Annotated in this window: 19 protein-coding genes; 14 read left to right on the plus strand and 5 right to left on the minus strand. The window is 69.3% G+C overall.

All coding sequences use genetic code 11. From position 1 onward, the window contains the following. The first annotated feature begins 46 nt into the window (after positions 1 to 46). From dnaA to STHE_RS00070, 14 genes are all read left to right on the plus strand, one after another. A complete protein-coding gene (gene dnaA, locus STHE_RS00005) occupies positions 47 to 1,462 on the plus strand; it encodes a chromosomal replication initiator protein DnaA (RefSeq protein WP_012870489.1) in 1,416 nt (471 codons plus the stop codon). A gap of 289 nt (positions 1,463 to 1,751) precedes the next feature. After that, the gene (locus STHE_RS00010) at positions 1,752 to 2,177 is read left to right on the plus strand and encodes a hypothetical protein (RefSeq protein ID WP_012870490.1); all 426 of its coding nucleotides are present in this window, start codon (positions 1,752 to 1,754) and stop codon (positions 2,175 to 2,177) included. A gap of 357 nt (positions 2,178 to 2,534) precedes the next feature. After that, a complete protein-coding gene (locus STHE_RS19290) occupies positions 2,535 to 3,281 on the plus strand; it encodes an Hsp20 family protein (RefSeq protein ID WP_012870491.1) in 747 nt (248 codons plus the stop codon). 79 nt (positions 3,282 to 3,360) lie between these two features. Then, a complete protein-coding gene (locus STHE_RS00020) occupies positions 3,361 to 4,317 on the plus strand; it encodes a TIGR03557 family F420-dependent LLM class oxidoreductase (RefSeq protein WP_012870492.1) in 957 nt (318 codons plus the stop codon). A gap of 755 nt (positions 4,318 to 5,072) precedes the next feature. Then, the gene (locus STHE_RS00025; RefSeq protein ID WP_012870493.1) at positions 5,073 to 5,813 is read left to right on the plus strand and encodes a GntR family transcriptional regulator; all 741 of its coding nucleotides are present in this window, start codon (positions 5,073 to 5,075) and stop codon (positions 5,811 to 5,813) included. Then, a complete protein-coding gene (locus STHE_RS00030) occupies positions 5,810 to 7,015 on the plus strand; it encodes a CaiB/BaiF CoA transferase family protein (RefSeq protein WP_012870494.1) in 1,206 nt (401 codons plus the stop codon). Before STHE_RS00025 ends, STHE_RS00030 begins: the two co-directional genes overlap by 4 nt. Further along, complete coding sequence (locus tag STHE_RS00035) at positions 7,015 to 7,908, plus strand: hydroxymethylglutaryl-CoA lyase (protein WP_012870495.1); 894 nt, start codon at positions 7,015 to 7,017, stop codon at positions 7,906 to 7,908. Before STHE_RS00030 ends, STHE_RS00035 begins: the two co-directional genes overlap by 1 nt. A 59-nt stretch (positions 7,909 to 7,967) precedes the next feature. Continuing rightward, entirely contained in the window at positions 7,968 to 10,022 is a 2,055-nt protein-coding gene (locus STHE_RS00040; protein ID WP_012870496.1) for a hydantoinase/oxoprolinase family protein, read from the plus strand. A gap of 5 nt (positions 10,023 to 10,027) precedes the next feature. After that, positions 10,028 to 11,926 carry a hydantoinase B/oxoprolinase family protein gene (locus STHE_RS00045; RefSeq protein WP_012870497.1) on the plus strand — a complete coding sequence of 633 codons (1,899 nt, stop codon included), beginning with the start codon at positions 10,028 to 10,030 and terminating at the stop codon, positions 11,924 to 11,926. A 269-nt stretch (positions 11,927 to 12,195) separates the two neighbouring features. Next, entirely contained in the window at positions 12,196 to 13,119 is a 924-nt protein-coding gene (locus STHE_RS00050; RefSeq protein WP_012870498.1) for an IS982 family transposase, read from the plus strand. A 346-nt stretch (positions 13,120 to 13,465) separates the two neighbouring features. Beyond that, positions 13,466 to 14,740 (plus strand): 3-isopropylmalate dehydratase large subunit, encoded by a 1,275-nt coding sequence (locus STHE_RS00055; RefSeq protein WP_012870499.1) that lies wholly within the window; start codon positions 13,466 to 13,468, stop codon positions 14,738 to 14,740. Next, positions 14,737 to 15,234, plus strand: coding sequence for a LeuD/DmdB family oxidoreductase small subunit (locus tag STHE_RS00060; RefSeq protein ID WP_012870500.1), 498 nt, complete (start codon positions 14,737 to 14,739; stop codon positions 15,232 to 15,234). The genes STHE_RS00055 and STHE_RS00060 overlap by 4 nt, the downstream gene beginning before the upstream one ends. Before the next feature lie 489 nt (positions 15,235 to 15,723). Then, positions 15,724 to 16,362, plus strand: coding sequence for a DUF47 domain-containing protein (locus tag STHE_RS00065; protein ID WP_012870501.1), 639 nt, complete (start codon positions 15,724 to 15,726; stop codon positions 16,360 to 16,362). Beyond that, positions 16,355 to 17,365 carry an inorganic phosphate transporter gene (locus tag STHE_RS00070; RefSeq protein WP_012870502.1) on the plus strand — a complete coding sequence of 337 codons (1,011 nt, stop codon included), beginning with the start codon at positions 16,355 to 16,357 and terminating at the stop codon, positions 17,363 to 17,365. Before STHE_RS00065 ends, STHE_RS00070 begins: the two co-directional genes overlap by 8 nt. A 181-nt stretch (positions 17,366 to 17,546) precedes the next feature. Here STHE_RS00070 and STHE_RS00075 read toward each other — a convergent pair whose 3' ends face one another. From STHE_RS00075 to STHE_RS00095, 5 genes are all read right to left on the minus strand, one after another. Further along, a complete protein-coding gene (locus STHE_RS00075) occupies positions 17,547 to 18,029 on the minus strand; it encodes a GNAT family N-acetyltransferase (RefSeq protein WP_012870503.1) in 483 nt (160 codons plus the stop codon). Positions 18,030 to 18,099: 70 nt separating this feature from the next. Beyond that, positions 18,100 to 18,405 carry a hypothetical protein gene (locus STHE_RS00080; protein ID WP_012870504.1) on the minus strand — a complete coding sequence of 102 codons (306 nt, stop codon included), beginning with the start codon at positions 18,403 to 18,405 and terminating at the stop codon, positions 18,100 to 18,102. 210 nt (positions 18,406 to 18,615) lie between these two features. Continuing rightward, positions 18,616 to 19,428, minus strand: a complete 813-nt coding sequence (locus STHE_RS00085; RefSeq protein ID WP_012870505.1) for a peptidoglycan recognition protein family protein — start codon at positions 19,426 to 19,428, stop codon at positions 18,616 to 18,618. Between the two features lie 2 nt (positions 19,429 to 19,430). After that, the gene (locus STHE_RS00090) at positions 19,431 to 21,179 is read right to left on the minus strand and encodes a hypothetical protein (RefSeq protein WP_012870506.1); all 1,749 of its coding nucleotides are present in this window, start codon (positions 21,177 to 21,179) and stop codon (positions 19,431 to 19,433) included. Between the two features lie 3 nt (positions 21,180 to 21,182). Continuing rightward, positions 21,183 to 21,566, minus strand: a complete 384-nt coding sequence (locus tag STHE_RS00095) for a structural protein (RefSeq protein WP_041398649.1) — start codon at positions 21,564 to 21,566, stop codon at positions 21,183 to 21,185. Positions 21,567 to 21,643 lie beyond the last annotated feature (77 nt).

Below are 21,643 nucleotides of genomic sequence, written 5' to 3' on the forward strand. Positions count from 1 at the left end.
ATTGTCTCAGTCGCCCAGCAAGGAAGTCCCCGGGGAGTACGTTGCGATGCAGGCCAAACAACTGTGGCAGGCCGCCCTGAGCGATCTGGAGCAGACGCTCTCGCGGGCCAACTTCGAGACCTGGCTGCGCAACACGGAGATCATCAGCTTCGAGGACGACTGCGCCACCATCGGCGCGCCGAACAGCTTTGCTGTCGAGCAACTCCGCAACAAGTTCGCGCTGCAGATCCAGAACACCCTGTCGCTGATCCTCGGGCGCAAGGTCGCGGTGCAGTTCACCGTGCTCAACGGTGGGCGCCGGCCGGCGCGTTCCGGGCGCCGCACGGCGGCGGCCGACCGCGCGCACGCCGCGCCGCTGGGCGCACCCGGGGGCGGCGCGGCGACCGCCGTCGCGGGGGTGCCACAGCAACTCGAACTGACGGCGACGCCGGAGCACGGCCTCAACCCCCGCTACGTCTTCGAGAAGTTCGTCGTCGGCTCCAACAACCGGCTGGCCCACGCCGCGGCGCTGGCGGTTGCCGATCGTCCGGCCGACAAGTTCAACCCGCTCTACATCTACGGCGGCGTCGGGCTGGGTAAGACCCACCTGCTGCACGCCATCGGTCACCGCGCGCTGGCGCGCTCCCCGGAGCTGCGGATCCGCTACGTCTCCTCCGAGACGTTCACCAACGAGTTGATCAACGCCATCCGCCAGCAGCGGACCGAGGACTTCCGCAACCGCTACCGGACCATCGACATCCTGATGATCGACGACATCCAGTTCATCGCCGGCAAGGAGAGCACCCAGGAGGAGTTCTTCCACACCTTCAACGCGCTCTACCAGTCGGGCAAGCAGATCGTCATCAGCAGCGACCGGCCGCCGAAGGCGATCCCGACGCTGGCCGACCGCCTGCGCTCTCGCTTCGAGGGGGGCCTGCTGGCCGACATCCAGCCGCCCGACCTGGAGACGCGCGCGGCGATCCTGGCGGAGAAGGGCCGCGAGCTGGGGGTGACCGTTCCCGACGATGTCCTGGAGTACGTCGCTCGTAAGGTGGAGAGCAACATCCGCGAGCTGGAGGGCGCGCTGAACAAGATCATCGCCCTCTCCCAGCTCTACCACCGCCCGATCTCGATGGAGCTGGCGATTGAAGCGCTGACCGACAGCGTCGGCGCCGGGCGGCGGCAGGTGACGGTCGACCAGGTGGTCGACACGGTCGTCAACTACTACCAGATCACGCGGCGGGACATCACTGGCCCCGGCCGGCGGCGCGACATCGTGTTGCCGCGCCAGGTGGCCATGTACCTGCTGCGCGAGGAGACCGGCTCGTCGCTGGTCGAGATCGGCCAGTGCCTCGGCGGGCGCGACCACAGCACCGTGCTGCACGGGATCGAGAAGATGGAGCGCCAGATGGAGACCGACGCCCGCCTGCGCGGTGAGATCATGGCCATCCGCGAACTCCTCTACACCTCCGCGGAGTCCTGAGCCGGGCGATCGTCGCCCGGCACCCCATTCCGGGTTGACATCCAGCCTCCCTGGTGACGGTGGGTGCGATTCCCGCCCCACTGGCTCGGCGGTGTTCGCCGATCACGGCGTCACACGTGACGAATCCCACCCCTCTCTGGTGTCTGAGGGGCTGAGAGGTTTGATCGTGATGGAGTGGCGAGCTCGCGGCACGTCGCTTGCCCTCTCCTCGGCGGTCGGACCTAAAGCCCCACCTGCGGGGTGATTTCTCGTGGCTGCCGTGGCGCGATGGGTCAGGGAGGGTGACACCATGAGCGAACGCATGCTGACCGTGGCCGCGTTTCCGACGCCGGAGCGCGCGGCGCACGCGGTCGATGAACTGCTGCGTGCCGGGTTCGAGCGAGCCGCTATCGGATTGTTCTCCCCCGACACTGCTCCGGGTGGGAGTGGCAGGAGTCGACAGGCGGCCGGGGCGGCCGTGGCGGATTCGCTGGCCGGGCAGGGTGTGCCGGAGGCGGCAGCGCGGCGTGCGGCCGACGCAGTAGCCCGCGGCGAGGGCGTGGTTACGGTCCGGGCCGGTGCTCGCGACCGCGATGCCGTGCAGATCTTCCGGGACTTGGGAGCGGAGTTCCTTCACGCGGAGGGGATGGACGCCGTCCCGGTCGGCACGGCATCGAGCGTAGCCGGAGTTCCTTCACGCGGAGGGGATGGACGAGCTGGGCTATCCCCTCGATGACCTGCCGGGCGCCATCGACGACGGGGCGCGACCCGGGGACGGCCCGGGCGAACCGGCGCGTTGACGCACTGCCGGGGTGACGGAGATTACCAACGCGCTGGTCGAAGCCTTGACCTGGGTCGCAGGGACGGCGCGCACGCGCGCGTCGTGAGGGGCGTGGCGCGTAGTGCGCGTTGCGTACTGCGTATTGCGTATTGCTCTGCTCTTCCCTGGTGGGCTCCGTCCGAGAGGGGTTGGGGGTGAGGGGGACGAGGCTGCCCCGACGCGCCACGGCACACGCCAGACGGCATAGCGTTTGCGTACCCCCAGTGCCGATATGCGATCCGCGCCACGGTGGGGGACTGGAGGGAAAGACCGATGAGCAGCGAAACATGGGAACCGAGGAGCAGTCTGCTGTCGCTGCGCGATGCGGTAGATCGGCTGCTGGAGAGCGCGCCGTTTGTCCGCCGCGGTGGGGCGTTGCTCAACCTGCGGGACCACGGTGACGAGTATGTCGTCACGGTCGCCATGCCGGGCGTGCGGCCGGAGGACATCGACGTGCGCATCAGCGGCAACATGCTCGAGATCACCGGCGAGACGCGGGAGTCGGAGGAGTATGAGACGGGTCACTGGCTGATCCGTGAGCGCCAGATCGGGCGCATCGAGCGGATCGAGTCGCTGCCGGGCCCGGTGGACGTCGATCGGGCCACGACACATTACGAGCACGGCATCCTCACCATTCGGCTGCCCAAGCTCACCCCCTCCGGCGCCCGGCGGATCCCCGTCCGCGCAGGGAGCGAAGCCGACCGGCCGCTCACCGCGGGCGGACAGGAAATGCCCGCAGGGCACATGCAGGCGAGAACGTCCTCCCCGTCATCCACACAGCAGCAGCCGCTGGATCGGACGCAGGTGCGCGAGGGGATGGAGGTCGTGGGGGCCGACGGGCAACGCGTCGGCGTCGTCAAGGAGGTCCGCGACCGGGACTTCCTCGTGGACCGCACGATGAAGCGCGATGTCTACGTCCCCTTCGATGCCGCAACGAGCGTCGAGGGCACGCGCGTCATCCTGGCCATCGGGGCGGAGCAGGTCGACGCCATGAACTGGGAAGAGCCGCGCCTCACCTGATGCCGGCACCACGTTGAACGGCGCGAGCGAGAAGCCCGGGCGGGTCCACAGTGAGCGTCCGGGGGAGTGGAGTGACAGCATGGCTGAGATCGGATACGCCCTCTCCAGCGAAGAGCACGACGCGGCGACGCTGGTGCGCCTCGCCCGCGAGGCGGAAGAGGCCGGGTTCACCTTCGCCCTCATCTCCGACCACTATCATCCCTGGATCGACCGGCAGGGGCACAGCCCCTTCGTCTGGACCGTCATCGGCGCGATCGCTCAAGAAACCGAGCGCCTGCGGCTCGGCACCGGCGTCACCTGTCCCACCATGCGCATCCACCCCGCGGTCATCGCCCACGCGGCAGCGACCGCGGCGTCGCTCATGCCCGGCCGCTTCTTCCTGGGCGTAGGCAGCGGCGAGAACCTGAACGAGCATGTCGTCGGCGTGCGCTGGCCCCCGGCGCAGGAGCGACTCGCCATGCTCGCCGAGGCGATCGAGATTATCCGCTGGCTGTGGGAAGGGGACTGGGTCACCCACGAAGGGGAGTACTACACGGTGGACCGAGCTCGCCTGTATGACCTGCCGCCGGAGCCACCGCCCCTGTACGTCGCGGCGTCCGGCCCGAACGCCGCGCGGCTGGCGGGTGAGCTGGGCGACGGCCTGATCAGCACGGCGCCGAAGCCCGAGTTGGTGGAGGCGTTCCAGGAGGCGGGCGGCGCCGGGATGCCCAGCTACGGTCAGCTCACCGTCTGCTGGGCGCCGAGCGAGGAGACGGCCCGGAAGATCGCGCGCGAGTGGTGGCCGAACGCCGCGCTGTCGGGCGACATCAGCCAGGAGTTGCCGCTGCCGCGCCACTACGAGCAGGCGACCGCGACCGTGCGCGAGGAGGACGTGGCGCAGGCCATCATCTGCGGCCCGGACCCGGAGAAGCACATTGCCGGGATTCAGCAGTTCCTCGACGCCGGGTTCGACGCGGTCTATGTCCACCAGGTCGGCACCGACCAGGCCGGCTTCTTCCGCTTCTACCAGGAGCACGTGCTCCCGGCGTTTGCCTAGGCGTCGCGTGACCACGCGGAGCCCGCACCCGGGCGATACGGTTCCTGCCGCGCCGGTGAGTGCCCGGGGGTAAACCCCCGGGCTGACGAAAAAAGAGCGGCTAGAGCCGGCTGGGGGCGCAGCAGGGCGCAGAACCGGATGTTGCGGTGTCAGCAGGTCGGCCTGTGCCCGGGGGTAAACCCCCGGGCTGAAAAGGAAAAGCCCACTGAAGGGGCTCCCTTGTCCCACACTCGCGCTGACCCAATCCGGCATCCCACCAGGCGCCGTGTCCCTAGCCCGCTTCAGCGGGCTTTCGTTGTCAGCCCGGCGGCTTTAGCCCCGGGCACGGGCCACGGCGCGGGATCCTTCGTACCACCATCCCGGGCATCGACCGTGCCGCGGCGTGCCACGCACCATCCGGCCGCGGGAGCGTGTCACCAACCCGCGCCATACCAGGGCGGCGGCCCGGGAGTTCGCCCCCGGGCACGCGCCACGGCACACGCCCCTTTCACCACGCGGTTCGCATCATTCCGCTGCGCAATGCGATACTGTCGCGGAGTTCAAAGGACTGTGCCCACGGCTTGTCAGGGCTGGCGGCGCCCGCGAGGGCGGAATGTATACATTGGCGCGTGTTAGCGGTTTGCGGGGCGGGCCTGAGACTGCCCAGCGGGTGGGCAGATGCCGGTGCAGCAACGTGCACACAGCCGATAGTTCGATGCCGAGGGCGCCGGTGATCCGGATGTCGCCTCTTGACAGTGGTGGAGGTGCTCATTAGGATGGTTGTATACAACCAACGAGACAGGCACGACGGGAGGGCTGACGCGCGGGCGCCGGGTGGCGCGGCGCGCAGCAGCGAGCGGGTGAGCAGCGCCGAGGTGTACCAGCAGCTCCGGCAGCTCATCCTTGGCGGGGTTTACCGTCCGGGGGAGCGGCTGGTCGAGGAGAACGTTGCTCAGCGGCTGGGCGTCAGCCGGACGCCGGTCCGACAGGCGTTGACGATGCTCGAGGCAGAGGGGCTCGTCGAGATTGTCCGGCACCGTGGGGCGACGGTCTGCGCCTTCGGCATCGACGATGTGTGGAACCTCTACGACCTGCGGGCCGTGCTTGAGGCTCACGCGGCCGCCCGAGCGGCCACGCGGATAACCGACGCGGAGCTGGAGCGGATGCAGGAGCTGGCCTCGCAGATGGAGCGCCTGAGCGAAGAGCCGCGCGCCAGTCGCGATGAGGAGGCGCGCCTGCTGGTGCAGTACAACCAGGAGTTCCACCAGATCGTCATCCAGGCCAGCCGGAATCCACACCTCGACAAGCTCGTCCGCCGCACCGTCGAGGTGCCGCTCGTGTTCAAGTCCTTCTTCTGGTACGGCCCGCACGAGCGCGCCATCTCCAACTACTACCACCGTCAGATCCTGCGCGCGCTGCGGGAACGTGATGCCACGCGGGCGGAGATCGTCATGCGTGAGCACATCTACGGGGGGCGAGACTTCGTGATTCAGAAGCTGAAGGAAGAGATGCCATGACTGGGGCAGAGCGCCCGTTGGCCGGGGTGCGGGTGATCGAGATGGGGGTCCTGCTGGCCGGGCCCTTCTGCGGTCAGCTCCTGGCCGACTTCGGGGCCGAGGTGATCAAGGTCGAGGCGCCCGGCGTGGGCGACCCGATGCGCGCCTGGGGCCAGCATCGGAAGGATGGCCGCTCCCTCTGGTGGCCGGTGATCGCACGCAACAAGAAGTCGATCACGCTCAACCTGCGCGAGCCGGAGGGGCAGGAGATCGCGCGGCGCCTGATCGCCACCGCCGACATCCTGGTGGAGAACTTCCGGCCGGGCACGCTGGAGCGCTGGGGGCTCGGCTGGGATCGGCTCAGCGAGATCAACCCGAAGCTGATCATGGTCCGCGTCTCGGGCTACGGCCAGACCGGCCCGTACAGCCAGCGGGCCGGGTTCGGTGTCATCGGTGAGGCCATGGGCGGGCTGCGCAACGTCACCGGCTACCCTGACCGGCCGCCGACGCGGGTCGGGATCAGCATCGGCGACTCGCTGGCCGCCACCTTCGGCGCGCTGGGAGCGCTCGTCGCGCTCCATCACCGCGACGTCAACGGCGGGCGGGGACAGGTCGTTGACGTCGGCATCTACGAGGCGGTCCTGGCCATGATGGAGAGCACCATCCCGGAGTACGCCCTCACCGGCTACATCCGCGGGCGCACCGGATCGACGATACCGGGCGTGGCGCCATCCAACATCTACCCGACGAAGGATGGGGACTATGTCCTGATTGCCGGGAACGCCGACAACGTCTTCCGGCGGCTCTCCGAGGCGATCGGCCACCCGGAGTGGCCCGACGACCCGCGCTTCGCTACGCACCAGGCGCGCGGCGAGCACATGGAGGAACTGGACGGCATGATCGCCGACTGGACCCGCCAGCGGAGCGCCGAGGAGATCCTCTCCACCATGCACGAGGCGGGGGTCCCGGCCGGGAAGGTCTACACCGCCAAGGACATGATGGAGGACCCGCAGTTCGCGGCGCGGGAGAACATCGTCTGGGTGGAGGACCCGGAGATCGGCCCGATCCCGATGCAGAACGTGGTGCCGCGCCTGAGCGAGACGCCGGGGGCCGTGCGCAGCACCGGCCCGGCACTCGGCCAGCACAACGCCGAGATCTACGGCGAGCTGCTCGGGATCAGCCCGGAGGAGCAGGCGAGCCTGCGGGAGCGGGGGGTGATCTGATGCGGGTGACGATCGTCGAGGTCGGTCCCCGCGACGGCCTCCAGAACGAGGCGACGATCCTCGAGCCGGCGGTGCGTGCGGAGCTGTGCGACCGGCTGGCGGCGGCCGGGCTGTCGCGCATCGAGGCTGCCAGCTTCGTCAACCCCAAGCGGGTGCCGCAGATGGCCGGTGCCGAGGAGGTGTTGGCGGCGACCCAGCGTCGCCCGGGGACGACCTACGCCGGGCTCGTGCTCAACGAGCGGGGCTATGAGCGGGCCGTGGCGGCGGGCGTGGACGAGATCCACTACGCCTTTCCCGTGACCGACACCTTCGCGCTGCGCAACCAGAACGCGACCGTGGCCGACTCGGTCGCGCTGGCCGGGCGGCTGGTCGCCCGCGCGCGGGAGGACGGCCTGCGCATCAGCGTGACGCTCAGCGTCGCCTTCGGCTGCCCCTTTGAGGGGCGGGTCGAGCCGGAGCGGGTGCTCCAGATCGCCGAGCAGGTGCAGGCGGCCGGGCCGGACGAGATCATCCTGGCCGACACCATCGGCGTCGGTGTGCCCCGGCAGGTGCGGGAGCTGGTTGAGGGCACCCGTGCCCTCGGCGCCACTGTCGGGTGCCACTTCCACAACACGCGCAATACCGGGATCGCGAACGCGCTGGCGGCGGTCGAGTCGGGGGCCATGATCCTCGACGCGTCCGTCGGCGGCACCGGTGGCTGTCCCTTCGCGCCCCGCGCCACCGGCAACATCGCGACCGAGGATCTCGTCTACCTCCTCCATGGGATGGGGTACGAGACCGGGGTGGATCTGCAGGCGCTGATCGCCTGCGCGGAATGGCTGGCCGAGCGCTTGGGACGGGAGCTGCCCGGCCAGGTCTATCGAGCCGGAGGGTTCGCGCCGGTCGCTGGGTAGGCCGGCGGGGGACCGGGGAGCTGACGGCCGACATCCGTCAGAGAAGTGGAGTTGGGCTCGTGGCGTACAACGTAGCTGTGGACGTGGGGGGCACCTTCACCGACGTCCTCCTCTTCAACGAAGAGACCGGGGAGTTGATCCAGGGCAAGGTGCTCTCCACGCCGGAAGACCCCTCGAAAGGCATCGTTACCGGAATTCAGGCGGTCTGCGAGCGGGCCGGGATCGGGTTCTCGGACCTGCACCTCCACTTCCATGGCACGACCGTCGTGACGAACATGATCCTGACCAGCACTGGCTCCCGGGTGGGGCTGCTCACGACGAAGGGGCACGAGCAGATCCTGCACCTGGCACGTGCCTGGACGCCGGGGCCGCTGTACGGCTGGATGTCGCTCGTCAAGCCCGATCCGCCGGCCGATCCGACCGACACGATCGGCATCAACGAGCGGATCGCCGCCGACGGCACGGTGTTGCAGCCGCTCGACGAGGATGAGGTTCGTGAGGCGATCCGGACGCTGGTCGACCGGGGCGTCGAGGCGCTCGCCATCGGCTTCCTCAACTCCTACATCAACCCCGCGCACGAGCGGCGCGCCCGCGAGATCGCGCGCGAGATGTACCCGGACCTCTCGGTGTCGATCTCGTCCGATATGGGGCAGGAGTACGGCGAGTACGAGCGGACGCTGACCACGGTGGTGAACACCGCCGTGCGACCGCGAACGATGCACTACATGCGGAACTTCGCCTCCTCGATCGGCGAGAAGGGCTTCGGTGGCACGCTCGCTGTGGTCCGTTCCGACGGCGGCAACATGAGCACCGATGCCGTGATCGACCGCCCGATCCAGATCGCGCTCTCGGGGCCGTCCGGCGGCGTGACCGGCTCGGCTTACCTGGCGCGCGTGATCGGCGTGCCCGACGTGCTCACGCTCGACATGGGCGGGACGAGCACCGACGTCTCGCTGGTGCTCGGCGGGGAGACGATCATCCGCCGGGAGATCCAGCTCGGCTACTACCAGTTCAAGGTTCCGGCGGTGGACGTGCAGAGCGTCGGTGCCGGCGGGGGCTCGATCGCCTTCCTGTCGACCAGCGGCGCGCTGCAGGTCGGCCCGGCCAGTGCGGGAGCCGACCCCGGCCCGGCCTGCTACGGCCGCGGCGGCACCCAGCCGACCGTGACCGATGCCAACGTGGTCTTGCACCGCATCCCGCCCGGGGTGGCGCTCGGCGGCACGCTGAAACTGGACGAGGACGCTGCACGGCGTGCGGTCAAGACCATCGCCGACCCGCTGGGCATGAGCGTGGAAGAGGCGGCCTCGGCGATCCTCGACATTGTCAACGAGAACATGCACGCGGCGCTGCGGGTGGTGAGCGTCGAGCGCGGCCACGACCCGCGACGCTTCGCGCTGATCGCCTTCGGCGGCGCGGGACCGATGCACGCCAACGCGCTGGGCCGTCTGATCCACTCGCGCTCGGTGATTGTGCCGCCCAGCCCGGGCGTGATGAGCGCCTTTGGCTTCCTCACGTCGAACATCCAGAACGAGTTCGCCGAGACGTACCTGCGCATCGCCGAGGAGACGCCGGGTTCGGAGCTGGCTGCGACGGTGCAGCGCCTGATTGCCCAGGCGAACGAGTGGCTCGAGAGTGAGGGCGTGGCGGAGGACCAGAAGGTCTTCGACCTCTACGCCGACTGCCGCTACTACTTGCAGAACATCCAGATCCCCTGCCGCTTCGATCTGGCGGAGATCGTGGACGGTGACGCCTGCACCTTCCTGCGCGAGCGGTTCGAGCAGGCGCACCGGCAGCGCTACAACTTCGACCTGCCCGACTCGCCGCTGGAGATCGCGACGATCCGCGTGGTCGGCCGGGGCACGATCCGTGGCGTGAGCCTCACGGCGAGCACCAACGGCCGGGCTTCCGGGGACGCGCAGGTCCTGCGGCACGAGCCGGTCTACTTCAACGGCACCTGGATGGACACCGGAATCTACGACCGCGCCAGCTTGCTCCCGGGCCACGTGCTGGCCGGTCCGGCGATCGTCATCCAGCACGACACCACGACCGTGATCGAGCCGGGCTACACCGGGACTGTGGACGCCTACGGCAACATCCTGATCGAGGAGGCATAGGCGAGATGGTGCTGCACGAGAAGCCGCTGCCGGACTTCGTCCGCGAGCACAACATCGACCAGGTCACGCTCGACATCATCGAGAACGCGCTGAAGAACATCCGCTACGAGATGGACCGGGTCCTGGTGACCACGGCGGTGAGCCCGATCATCCGTGAGCAGGCGGACGAGTTCCCGCTGATCGCCGACCGGAAGGGCCGCATGATCGTCGGGCAGTTCGGCAGCCCGGTCGATACGGTGCTGGCGCACTCGCCCTACCGGGTCGAGGACCTCAAGGACGGCGACGTCATCGCCACCAACGACCCGTATATGATGGACGGGTCCACCTCCCACCTGCCCGACATCCTGCTGGTGCGGCCGATCTTCTACGACGGCGACCACATCGGCTATGCCCTCCAGTGGGGCAACCTGATGGATGTCGGTGGCAGCACTGCCGGGAGCATCCCCATCGACGCCCGCTCGATCTACGAGGAGGGCGTGCGCATGCCGCCGGTCAAGCTCTACGACGGCGGCAAACTGAATGAGGATGTCCTGCGCTTCTTCTGCCACAACTCGCGCACCCCACGCGAGACGCGGGCGGACATCATGGCCATCGCCGCCGGGACGGCGGCCGGTGCCCAGCGGGTCAAGGACATCTGCGACCGCTTCGGCAAGGACACCTACCTCGAGGCGTGCGACGCGCTGCTCGACCGGACCCGCCGCAGCGTGATCGAGCTGATCCGCAAGTACATCCCGGAGGGCCAGCGCTTCGAGTTCGAGGACTACACCGACGACGACGGCCTCGGTAATGGTCCGATCAAGCTCAAGCTGGCGATGTGGCGGGAAGGCGACACCCTGAACCTCGACTGGACCGGGACCGACGCGCAGGTGCCGGGGCCGGTGAACTTCCTGCTCAACAAGCGGATGTTCCAGATGTTCGCCGGGGTGTTCCTGATCTCCGCCTTTGACCCCACCATCCTGTTCAACGACGGCTACGAGGACATCATCAACGTCACCATCCCGGAGGGGAGCGTGCTGCAGCCGAAGGATCCGGCGCCGCTCTCGAACCGGCTGGTGGTGATGGCGCGCCTGTTCGACGTGCTCGGCGCGGTCTACGCCAAGGCGATCGGCTTCCAGGTCTCCGGCTCCTACGGCACCAGCCCGAACTTCGTGTACTCCGGCGTCAAGCCGACGGGCGAGCCGTTCCAGACGATGGAGATCCTCTACGGCGGGATCCCGGCGATTATGGGCAAGGACGGCCTGGACGGGCACTCCTGGTGGCCCGAGTTCCTGGCCGTGCCTGCGGAGTACATGGAGACCTACTACCCGCTGATCGTCGAGGAGTACCGTGCCCGCATCGACAGCGGAGGCGCGGGGCTTTACCGCGGCGGCTGCGGCATCAAGAAGGTCTACCGCTTCCTCGCCGACGGACGGATCACCTACCAGGACGACCGCTACCACACCTATCCCTACGGCGTGGGCGGCGGCAAGCCGGGCGCGTCGTCGAAGAAGACCCTCATCCGCGCCAACGGCGAGACGGTCGAACTGCCGTCCAAGGTACGCGACGTCCCGGTCTACGCGGGCGACCGGCTCATCTTCGAGACGGCCGGCGCCGGCGGGGTCGGCGACCCGCTGGAACGGGATCCGGAGCTGGTCGCCAAGGATGTGCGCTGGAACCTGGTCAGCCGTGAGGCCGCACGGCGCGACTACGGCGTGGTCCTGAAGGACGACGGCTCGGTTGATGCCGCGGCGACTGAGGCGGAACGAGCGAAGATCCGCGCGACCCGGGGGCCGCTGCCGGAGTTCGACCATGGCGATCTCCCGCCGCTCGAGGAGCTGAGCCGGATCGTCGCCGCGACGCGCCGCACGTTCAACGAGTGGCTCTCCCAGGAGCTTGGCAAGGCGCGCGTCAACGGGGTGAGATAGGCCGGCAGGCGGAGCGGCGGCTTTGGTATCGGGCGGCGTCGCGTGCCCGGGGCTGAAGCCGCCGGGCTAACGAGGAAAGCCGGCTCTAGCCGGCTGGGGCGACGCAGGGCTGGCGCCTCGGCGTTAGGGACCGCGCCGCCCGGCATATGCCCGGGGCTAAAACGCTTGGTGTGAGTTAGCCGGGGCATGCTGTGCCCTCTTGACACAGGAAGGTGCCCACTTCCATACGGGAGATAGCTCGTATCCGTCTCCCACGAAAGGAGCACCCGATGGATGTGGACACCTTCCTGATTACAGTCTATGTCCTGGTCGACACCTTCTGCCAGACCCACCTGCCCCCGGAGCCCCACCGCCCCGGCCCCGCGCCGGCCCTGAGCCGCAGCGAGGTCTTGACCCTGGCCATCTTCGGGCAGTGGATGAGGTTCTCCAGTGAGCAGGACTTCTACCGCTACGCCGAGCGCCACCTGCGCCCCTACTTCCCGACCCTGCCCCACCGCAGCCAATACAACCGGCTGCTGCGGCGGCATCAGGTCGCCCTGGCCCAGTTCGCCCTCTACCTGGCAGACCAACTTGGCCGGGGGCCAGTGGCGGTGGATGTGCTCGATGTGGCGCCGGCTCCGGTGCGCAACGCCAAGCGCCGCGGGCGGGGCTGGCTGGCCGGCGAGGCCAACATCGGCTTCAGCTTGCGCCTGGGCTGGTTTGCCGGCTTCCGCGTGCTGACCGCCGTCAGCCTGGAGGGGGCGATCACCGGCTGGGGCGTGGCCCCGGCCAGCACCAATGAGCGGTCCCTCGCCGAGACCCTGATTGCCTGTCGGGCCCACCCCGATCCCCGCCTGCCCAGTGTCGGCACGCCGGTGGCGACCTATCTGGCGGATAGTGGCTTTGCCGGCGAGGACTACGAGGCGCACCTGGCGGCCACCTACGGGGTGACGCTGGTGGCCACCCCGCAGCGAGGCAGTCGGCGGCGCTGGCCCAAGGCGGTCCGCCGCTGGGCGGCCCGGCATCGCCAGATCGTGGAGACGGTCATCGGGCGGCTGCTGCACACCTTCGGGCTGGAGCGCGAGCGGCCGCACACGCTGGCGGGCTTCCAGGCGCGGCTGGCGGCCCGGGTGGCGCTGCACAATCTCTGCTGCTGGCTAAATCGGCAGCGGGGACGGCCGCTGCTGGCGGTGGCGAACCTGATCACCTGGTAGCCACGGCGCCCTAACTCACACCAAGCGTTAAAGCCACCGGGCTAGGAAGCGAAGCCCACTGAAGGGGCTGGGGACGCGGCGCCCGGCGTGAGGCCGGATCGGATCAGCGCGCGGTGGGACAAGGGAGCCCCTTTAGTGGGCTTATCCGTATTCAGCCCGGCGGCTTTAGCCCCGGGCACAGACCTCAATGCGAGATCCTCCGGAGCTGGTCCTACAGGTGGTGCTGGGCGGCGCCCCGGCCGCCGCCCGCGGTCCTGAGCCGGCGCTCCCGCGGCGTCCGGTCTTGACGTAAACTACACGCACAAGGCCGCCGTTTTCCCGCCGCTCGCTGACCTGGAGGGAACCCATGCCACACACGCTCGCGGAGAAGATCCTCCTGGCCCATAGCGACGTTGCCGACCTGGCGCCCGGGGACATCGTCATGGTCCGCTGCGACCTCGTCATGGCGAACGATGTCTCCGGCCCGGTAGCCTTCCGCATGATGGAGAAGATGGGCGCCAGCACCGTCTTCGACCCGACGAAAATCGTGATGGCCGCCGATCATTTCGCCCCGGCCAAGGACGCCCGCTCGGCCGACCTGCAGCGCCAGTTGAAGGAATGGTCCGACCGGCACGGCGTGACCTACTACGGGCAGGGGCGGGGCGGCATCGAACACACCGTGCTGGTGGAGGACGGCTGGATCGTCCCCGGCACGGTCATTGCCGGGGGCGACTCGCACACCTGCACCTACGGCGCCCTCGGCGCCTTCGGCTCTGGGCTGGGGTCGACCGACATCGCTGCCTGCCTCGTCTTCGGTAGCTTCTGGCAGACGGTTCCAGCAACGATCGAGGTGACGTTCACCGGCGCCAAGCGCCCCTTCGTGACCGGCAAGGACCTCATCCTGGCCGTGATCGACGCGATCGGCGTCGGCGGTGGGACGAACACGGTGCTGGAGTTCGTCGGCCCCGGCGCAGCGGCGCTCACCATCGACGAGCGGCTGGCGGTCGCCAACATGGCGGTTGAGGCCGGGGCGGAGACCGGCCTCTTCCCTGCCGATGAAGTCACCGCCGCCTATCTGGCCGGACGCACCGACCGGCCCTGGCAGCCGGAGCGCTCAGACCCGGATGCCTCGTTCGCCCGCCGGGTCCGGATCGACCTCGACGGCGTGCCGCCGCTGATCGCGTTGCCCCACTCGCCGGGCAACGTCGTGCCGGTGGCTGAGGCCGCCGGGCGGAAGATCGATCAGGTCTACATCGGCAACTGCGCCAACGGCACGATGACCGACCTGCGGCAGGCGGCATCGATCCTGGCTGGCAACCGGGTGCACCCGGACGTCCGGGCCATCATCGTGCCCGCGTCGCAGAAGGTCTACCGGGAGGCGTTGGCGGAGGGGCTGATCGACCAGTTCGTCGCGGCGGGCGCGATTGTCTCGACCCCCACCTGCGGCGCCTGCTTCGGTGGGCACATGGGGGTACTGGCGGCCGGGGAGCGTGCCGTGGCTACCACCAACCGCAACTTCAAGGGGCGCATGGGCTCGGCCGACGCGGAGGTCTACCTGGCGAACGCCTACGTGGCCGCCGCGGCGGCCGTTGCCGGTGAGATCATCGATCCCAGCGCGGTCGCGGAGGGAGTGCCGGCATGATCCTGGAAGGCGCCGCTGTTGTTATCCGGCAGGACAACGTCGACACCGACGTGCTCTACCCTGGCTCGTACCTCAACATCGCCGACCCCGAGCAGATGAAGCCGTACCTGTTCGAGGGGTTGGACCCGAGCCTGCGCGACCAGCTCGGCGGACCGACGATCCTGGTCGTGGGCGAGAACTTCGGCACCGGCTCGTCGCGCGAGCACGTGCCGCACGCGATGCTCGCCTGGGGCATCCGCTGCGTGCTGGGCAAGAGCTTCGCCCGCATCTTCTACCGCAACTGCATCAACCTGGGCTTGCCCGCCATCGTCTGCCCGGAGGCGGTCGAGGCCGCCGAGCCCGGGGTCACCGTGCGCATCGACACCGACACCGGGGCGGTCCAGGTGGGCGACGCGACGTTCCGGGCGGCGCCGCTGCCGCCCTTCATGCGGGACATGCTCGCCTCCGGCGGCCTCGTCGACTGGGCCCGCCGCCGCCTCGCCGAAGCAGGGTAGGGCGGGCCTTTGGAGTGCGGTGGTCCAGGCCGTCGCAATGGTATGGCGTGGGATGGTGACCCGCGCCCGCGGTGGGTGGTGAGAGGAGCTCACCGCCCGGCACGTGACCGGGGTGGGTGGCGTGAAGGATCCGGTGCCGCGGGCACGCACCACGCGCGCCGGCCCGTTGCGCACGGCCGGCGCCGGTCGGGGTAAGATGAACGAGGGCTGCTAGTGGCTCGCGCCGCGGGTGGCTCCGATCGGGGTGAGAGGCGGGGGCTGCCGCGCACGCTACTATTGGTGAACCGCCGCACGTACGTTACACTCATTGCTGCGGCGCGGCCCGACGGTCGTCCGGAGGGCACCGGAACTCCGCCCCGTGGGTGAGGGCGGGGGTATCCGCTTGCCCTGCCGCTGGCTGTACTCTTGCGAACGATGCACGTACGTTGGTCGGCCGGCTTCGCTGGGCCGTGTGCGGCCATGCAGCGGGAGCGGAGAGAGGGAGCGTAGATGGTACTGGCGCGGTTTCTGCCCCGTGATGCGCAGTTCTTCACCCTCTTCCGCGAAGCCGCGGCCAACGCTGTCGAGACCGCCCAGGTGCTCGCCGACATGCTCGCCACGATGGAGGACGTGGACCGCAAGGCCCGGCGCCTGCGCGACCTCGAGCATCGGGGCGACGAGATCACCCACCAGGTTTTCCACTCCCTCAACAGCACCTTCGTCACACCGATCGACCGGGAAGACATCCGCGACCTGGCCAGCCAGATCGACGACTTCGTCGATTACATCGAAGAGGCGGGCCGGCGCATTTACCTCTACCGCATCAGCGAACGCAACGAGCGGGCGACGCTCTTCGGCAAGGTCCTGTTAGAACAGGCTCAGATCCTCGCCGAGGCGGTCCCGCGGCTGGAGCATTCGAAGGAGCGGGACCGTGTCCTGCGTTACACGGTCGAGATCAACCGGCTGGAGAACGAGGCGGACGACGCGCTGAGCCAGGCACTCGCCGTCCTCTACGATGGCGTTGAGGATATCCCGGCCCTCATCCGAGCGATCCGCTGGGGCGAGTTGTACCAGTTGCTCGAGGACGCGACCGATCGCGCCGAGAGCGTGGCGAACACGATGGAGGGAATCGTACTCAAGAATGCCTGATCCGGCTCTCCTGGCGTTGATCGTCGTTGTCGCCCTGGCGCTGGCCTTCGACTTCATCAATGGGTTCCATGACACGGCGAACGCCATCGCCACGTCGGTGGCGACGCGGGTGCTCACCCCCGGCAAGGCCGTCGCCATGGCGGCCATCCTCAACGTCGTCGGTGCGCTGACAGGCACAGCGGTAGCCAACACGGTTGGCCGGGGGATCGTGCCTCCGGAAGTGGCCACCCAGCTCCTCGTGATCTCGGCGCTGATCTCGGCCATCACCTGGAACCTCGTCACGTGGTACTTCGGCATTCCCTCCAGCTCGAGTCACGCCCTCATCTTCTCGATCGTCGGCGCGGGCGTAGCCGCAGCCGGCTTTCAGTCGATCATCCTCGGCGGCCTGTCCCGCACCTTCGAGGGGCTGTTCTTCTCGCCGCTGTTCGGCTTCCTGGGCGCCTTCGCGCTGATGGTGCTCCTGTTCTGGATCTTCGCGCGGGTGCGGCCCCGCGTGGTCTCCCGCATCTTCGGGCGGCTCCAGGTCCTCTCGGCCGCGTACATGGCCTACAGCCACGGTCTGGGCGACGCTCAGAAGACGATGGGCGTGATCACCATGGCATTGGCCAGCTACTACGGCTGGACGGGTGACGAGTGGGAGGTGCCGCTCTGGGTGATCCTGGCGGCGGCAGGTGCGATGGGCGCGGGCACCGCGGTCGGCGGTTGGCGCATCATCGAGACGATGGGGCTGAAGGTGGTTGAGCTGCGGCCGATCCACGGCTTCGCTGCCGAGACCGCGGCGGCGACGGTGATCGAGGTCGCCAGCCGCCTCGGCATCCCGGTCTCGACCACGCACGTCATCTCCTCGGCCATCATGGGCGTCGGCTCGACGCGGCGCCTGTCCGCCGTGCGCTGGGGCGTGGCCGGGCGGATCGTCTCCGCCTGGGTGATCACCCTCCCCATCTGCACGATCCTCGGCTGGCTGGTCTACTCCGCGTTACACCTGATCACCGGCGTACAGTGAGGAACGACTGAAGTCGTACGTCATACGTCATGCGTCATACGTCACCCGTCCCCCTCACTCTCGCCCCCTCTCAGACGGAGTCCACCAGGGGAGAGGGAAGACGTACGCAATACGGAATACGCAGTACGCAGTACCGGTGACGCATGACGGATGACGCATCACGCATGACGCATTACGTCACTCACCGCCGCTTTTGCATCAGAATCCCGTGCCGGTTGCGGCCGTAATAGTTGCGGAGGTCGGCGACCGGGATATACCCGGCGCGACGATAGAGTTCCTGCGCTCCGGTATTCTTGTCCTCCACCATGAGCGTCACGTTGGGGGCGCCGAGCATCTCCTCCGCCGTCTTGAGGAGGAACCCGCCGATGCCGCGGCGGCGGAAGTCAGGGTCGACACAGAGGTTGAGGATACGGGCGCGGTCGCCGTTGCGGTCGGCGACGACGCAGCCGGCGATGCGTCCCTCGGCCCAGGCGACGAGGATCTGTGCCCGCGGCCAGAGATAGAGGACCAAGAGCGTGGCGATGCCGTAGGCCTGGCCCTCGCTGAAGCAACGGCGCTGGAGGGCGTGCAACGCGGGCAGGTCGCGTAGGCTCGCCAACGCGATCTCCACGCGCGCCGTACCGGTATCGACGCTGCGCACGATCTCTAGTGCTCGCCCCGCCACCTCGTGCTCCCTGCCGTCCGGCCACGCTCTCCGTGGCCTCCGTGGCGCCGCACGCCCGATTATAGTCCGGTCAATCCCGGCCGTGGTCGGCGGCCTGGCCCCGGCGGTAGGCTCGGGTCTGGGAGTAGACCCCGCTGGCGCCGAAACCCAGCACGATCGCGGCCAGCAGGATGCGCACGCCCGGCGCGATCTCCGGCCAGATGGCCAGCGCCTCAGCCAGCGCCGCGATCAGCGCCCCGGCGACGACCGCCGCGGGCGTGGCCCATTGCGACGGCATTCCGAGCCGCTTCAGCCCCTCTACGAGCAGTGGCACCAGCACCACTGCCGGCACGCCGAGCAGCACGATCCCGTTGGCGAAGTCGCTCGCACCGTCCATGGTCGTCTCCCTTCAACCCATGTCTGTTGAAACGTGGGTGTCGTACCGTATCCCACACGAGTTCTCCCCTCTCCCAACCTTGGGACAGGGGTCGGGGGTGAGGGCCGCTCTATCCGGCCAGGTTGACGCGCCAGAGCGGCGGTCGCGACCGCCGCGTACCAATGCGGCGGCTCGGTTTGCCGCACTCCAACGTTGTTTCTAGGAGTGAGGTCAGGAGGTGGGAGTGGTCTCCCGTGCTGCCAGCGCCGCGGCGCCGAGGCGGCGCAGCAGCACCTGGTACGGCGGCCGGTTCTCCGGCCACCACTCGAAGACGGCGCGCTCGAAGTACTGCACGGTGCGGCCGTCCTCCACGATCTCCTCGGTGAGGGGGTAGCCGAAGATCATCAGGCCGCCGTGCCGCTGCCAGTACTCCCAGAAGGCGCCGCCTACGAAGTGTCCCGTCTCGGTGAAGTAGTGTCCGTAGGCCACCCCGATCCGCCTCCCTTCCCGGTACGGCAAGACGAAGTCGGCCATCAGCGTGCCGGGGCAGCTCGTCGGTTGCAGCTCCTGATGGCCCCAAACCTCGTCGCCGTGCCCCAGATCCCGCCAGGTGTCGCAGAGGCGGCGCAGCGCCGCGAGCTGGGCGGCGGTCGCGTGCTGGTCACCGCCGATGAGGACCAGCACGGCCAGCGCCTCGGCGTTGGCCGGCCAGGCGCCGCAGTGCCAGAGCACGGCCTCGACGTCGCGGCACCAGTAGAGTGCGCCGGTCCGCCCCACCGCGAGGTGGTACATCAGCCCGTCCCCGGCGGTGTGGAGCCCGTTGCCGGGCATCTCGTCCCAGTCTCTGGCGACGTGGTAGCGCGCGGCCGCCTGGAGCACAGCCACCTCGTCCGCGTCCGGGGGAATCGCCGGGCCGTGGTAGTGGATCACGATGCCCCGCTTGCGGGCGAGCGGCACCGTCGTGGCCGGGCCACCGTGCGGGTTGGTCGCGAGCCGGGCGCGGAGGTCGATGAGCGGGAGTCGCTGCAGGCCGCCGGCGGTCATGCCTACACCTCCACCAGCGTCAGCGCGACCGTGCCGTCTCCCCAGCGTCCGGCGTCGTGCGGCTTCGGCACCTCCTCGCGGATCGCCGCGATCCGCACGGTGTACTCCACGCCGGTCCGGTCGTAGTCGATATCCCGGAACGTCACCACTCCGCCCGCCTCCCACGCCGCCCACAGCGTCCGGGCGAGATCGCGTGCGTCGGCCTGCTCGACCGACCCGTCCCGTCGCACCACCTGGTCCTTACACTGCACCGCGAAGCTCCACCGACGCCGGCGCGACTCCGGGTCCACCGTCGAATGCTCCGCCCACACGCCCGCGATCACGGGACACCAGTCCGTGACATCCGAGAGCGTCACCCGTACTTGTAGCCACCGCGACCGGGCACTCGGCGGCAGCGTCCCCACCACGACGTGCGTCCGTTTCTCGTCTCCATGGATCGTTGACGTCGCCACCGCGGTCCAGCTCAGCCCGCCGTCGACGCTGGCTTCGAGCGTCACGGTTACCGGGGAGGACGTCGCCCGCTCGTCCGGCCACGCCAGCTCCACGCCGACGAGGCGCCAGACTTTCTCAACGTCCCGCGCCCCCGCGTCGAGCAGCGGCGTCACCAGCGTCACGGTGTCCCGCAGCCCCGGCCTGCCGGCGCGCGGGACCAGTTGCCACACCGCCGTTTGGTTGACGTTGCCACTCCGGCCGGCCAGCACATCCGCATCTTCCGCCGGCCCGGCGATCGCCACCGGATACCGGAACGCCGGCCCCTCATCCAGCAGCCACCAGCCCCGGCCATCCCACGCCCACAGGTCCGTCCCGTCGCCGTGTTCGTCTTCCACTGCCACGATCAGCCAGCGGCCAAGCCCGCACGCCCCGTACGTCGCACGACCGCGCAGCCCCAGCGGCGCAAACACCTTGTCGCCGGGGTCGTACCGGTGCACTTCCTTGCCCAGCCAGGCGTACAGCGCTCCGTTGTGCCCAATCATCCACGCGAAGTCATCGGCAAACCCCGCCTGCGGCGCAGTCGTCACGACGTCGGCGTCGACCCCCACTTCCGTCGCCACCGCCCGCCAGATCGCACCCCGCGTCACGATCCACACTTCCCCGTTGAACGGCGCCACGGCCACGATCTCCTGATCAAGGCTCACCGGCGTCCCCGCCAGCGCGTCCAGCCACGGCTCCCACGCACACAGTTCCGGCTCACCACCGGTCGGCTGATCGATCAGCAGCGCCCCACGACCCGGCGCCACGATCGTTGCCGGCTCCGCGGCCGATGCCGTATACGTGCCCGTCGCCAGGTCGTAGATCGTCGGCCGCTCCCCCGGCCCGTGCACGAACCCCACGAAACCCCGGCTCACCGCCAGCCCCGTGCACGGCGCCGCCAGCGCCTGCACCAGCGCCAGCCCGTCATAGGCCCCACCGGCCGACGTCACCCGATACAACCCCGTCCCGTTCGCCACGTAGGTGGTCCCGCCGTGCACAAAGGAGAAGCTGGGCCGCTCCGGATCAAACGCCGGCGTCACGCTCTCCGTCCGATCCTGCCGCCGCGGCCCTGCCTGCACCCCTTGACTGTCCAGCGCCGGCCACGCGCCTACACCCCGCCAGAACCGATCCCGCTCCAGTTGCGCCGCCCGACCACCACCGCCGTAGAAGTCGAACAGGCGCACCCGTCCCGTCTGCGCCGGGTCCGGTGCCGACTGCCGCCGCTCGTACGTCCCGGCGCGCACCATGTAGCCCCGGCCCGCGATCACCACGTCATACATGGCTCACTCCTTCGGCCGGCCGCCTCCGCCGCTCGGCCGACTCGGGTCGGCCCGGCTCACGCACTCCGAGTACGCGTAAACACGCCGGCAGCGGCACCCTGGATGCAGCGGCGGCTGCGGCCCCACGCCCTCGATGTACCGCGTCCCGTGCAGCGGCCCGCACACCGGGCAGACCCGCTCGTCCTGCGCCGTCCGGTACTCCTCCCAGTGGAGCCACCGCGTACATGGCCGCGTCGTCGGCGGCGCCGGCGGCCCGGGATCCGGCCCCACGATCGGCGTCGGCGGGTTGCCCGGCACGGCGCCGGTGCCGGGGTCGAGCAAGGCAGCTTCGTAGCGCGCCCAGCCGCCTCCCGGGCGGCTGGACGGCGCGGGTTCGCTTGGTGTCATAGGTATGGTCCCGTCATGCGTGATGCGTGTTCCGTATTGCGTATTGCGTGTTTCTCCCCTCTCCCCTGGTGGGCTCC

The sequence above is a fragment of the Sphaerobacter thermophilus DSM 20745 genome, assembly GCF_000024985.1.
Classification (GTDB): Bacteria; Chloroflexota; Chloroflexia; order Thermomicrobiales; family Thermomicrobiaceae; genus Sphaerobacter; species Sphaerobacter thermophilus.

What these genes read in the sequence shown, in the direction of transcription:
- STHE_RS00070 (WP_012870502.1), top strand. Translation starts at nt 16,355, where the DNA reads ATGCCTGATCCGGCTCTCCTGGCGTTGATCGTCGTTGTCGCCCTGGCG.
- STHE_RS00090 (WP_012870506.1), bottom strand. Translation starts at nt 21,179, where the DNA reads ATGTATGACGTGGTGATCGCGGGCCGGGGCTACATGGTGCGCGCCGGG.
- STHE_RS00095 (WP_041398649.1), bottom strand. Translation starts at nt 21,566, where the DNA reads ATGACACCAAGCGAACCCGCGCCGTCCAGCCGCCCGGGAGGCGGCTGG.
- STHE_RS00065 (WP_012870501.1), top strand. Translation starts at nt 15,724, where the DNA reads ATGGTACTGGCGCGGTTTCTGCCCCGTGATGCGCAGTTCTTCACCCTC.
- STHE_RS00060 (WP_012870500.1), top strand. Translation starts at nt 14,737, where the DNA reads ATGATCCTGGAAGGCGCCGCTGTTGTTATCCGGCAGGACAACGTCGAC.
- STHE_RS00025 (WP_012870493.1), top strand. Translation starts at nt 5,073, where the DNA reads ATGGTTGTATACAACCAACGAGACAGGCACGACGGGAGGGCTGACGCG.
- STHE_RS00055 (WP_012870499.1), top strand. Translation starts at nt 13,466, where the DNA reads ATGCCACACACGCTCGCGGAGAAGATCCTCCTGGCCCATAGCGACGTT.
- STHE_RS00020 (WP_012870492.1), top strand. Translation starts at nt 3,361, where the DNA reads ATGGCTGAGATCGGATACGCCCTCTCCAGCGAAGAGCACGACGCGGCG.
- STHE_RS00045 (WP_012870497.1), top strand. Translation starts at nt 10,028, where the DNA reads ATGGTGCTGCACGAGAAGCCGCTGCCGGACTTCGTCCGCGAGCACAAC.
- STHE_RS19290 (WP_012870491.1), top strand. Translation starts at nt 2,535, where the DNA reads ATGAGCAGCGAAACATGGGAACCGAGGAGCAGTCTGCTGTCGCTGCGC.
- STHE_RS00010 (WP_012870490.1), top strand. Translation starts at nt 1,752, where the DNA reads ATGAGCGAACGCATGCTGACCGTGGCCGCGTTTCCGACGCCGGAGCGC.
- STHE_RS00080 (WP_012870504.1), bottom strand. Translation starts at nt 18,405, where the DNA reads ATGGACGGTGCGAGCGACTTCGCCAACGGGATCGTGCTGCTCGGCGTG.
- STHE_RS00085 (WP_012870505.1), bottom strand. Translation starts at nt 19,428, where the DNA reads ATGACCGCCGGCGGCCTGCAGCGACTCCCGCTCATCGACCTCCGCGCC.
- STHE_RS00050 (WP_012870498.1), top strand. Translation starts at nt 12,196, where the DNA reads ATGGATGTGGACACCTTCCTGATTACAGTCTATGTCCTGGTCGACACC.
- STHE_RS00035 (WP_012870495.1), top strand. Translation starts at nt 7,015, where the DNA reads ATGCGGGTGACGATCGTCGAGGTCGGTCCCCGCGACGGCCTCCAGAAC.
- STHE_RS00030 (WP_012870494.1), top strand. Translation starts at nt 5,810, where the DNA reads ATGACTGGGGCAGAGCGCCCGTTGGCCGGGGTGCGGGTGATCGAGATG.
- dnaA (WP_012870489.1), top strand. Translation starts at nt 47, where the DNA reads ATGCAGGCCAAACAACTGTGGCAGGCCGCCCTGAGCGATCTGGAGCAG.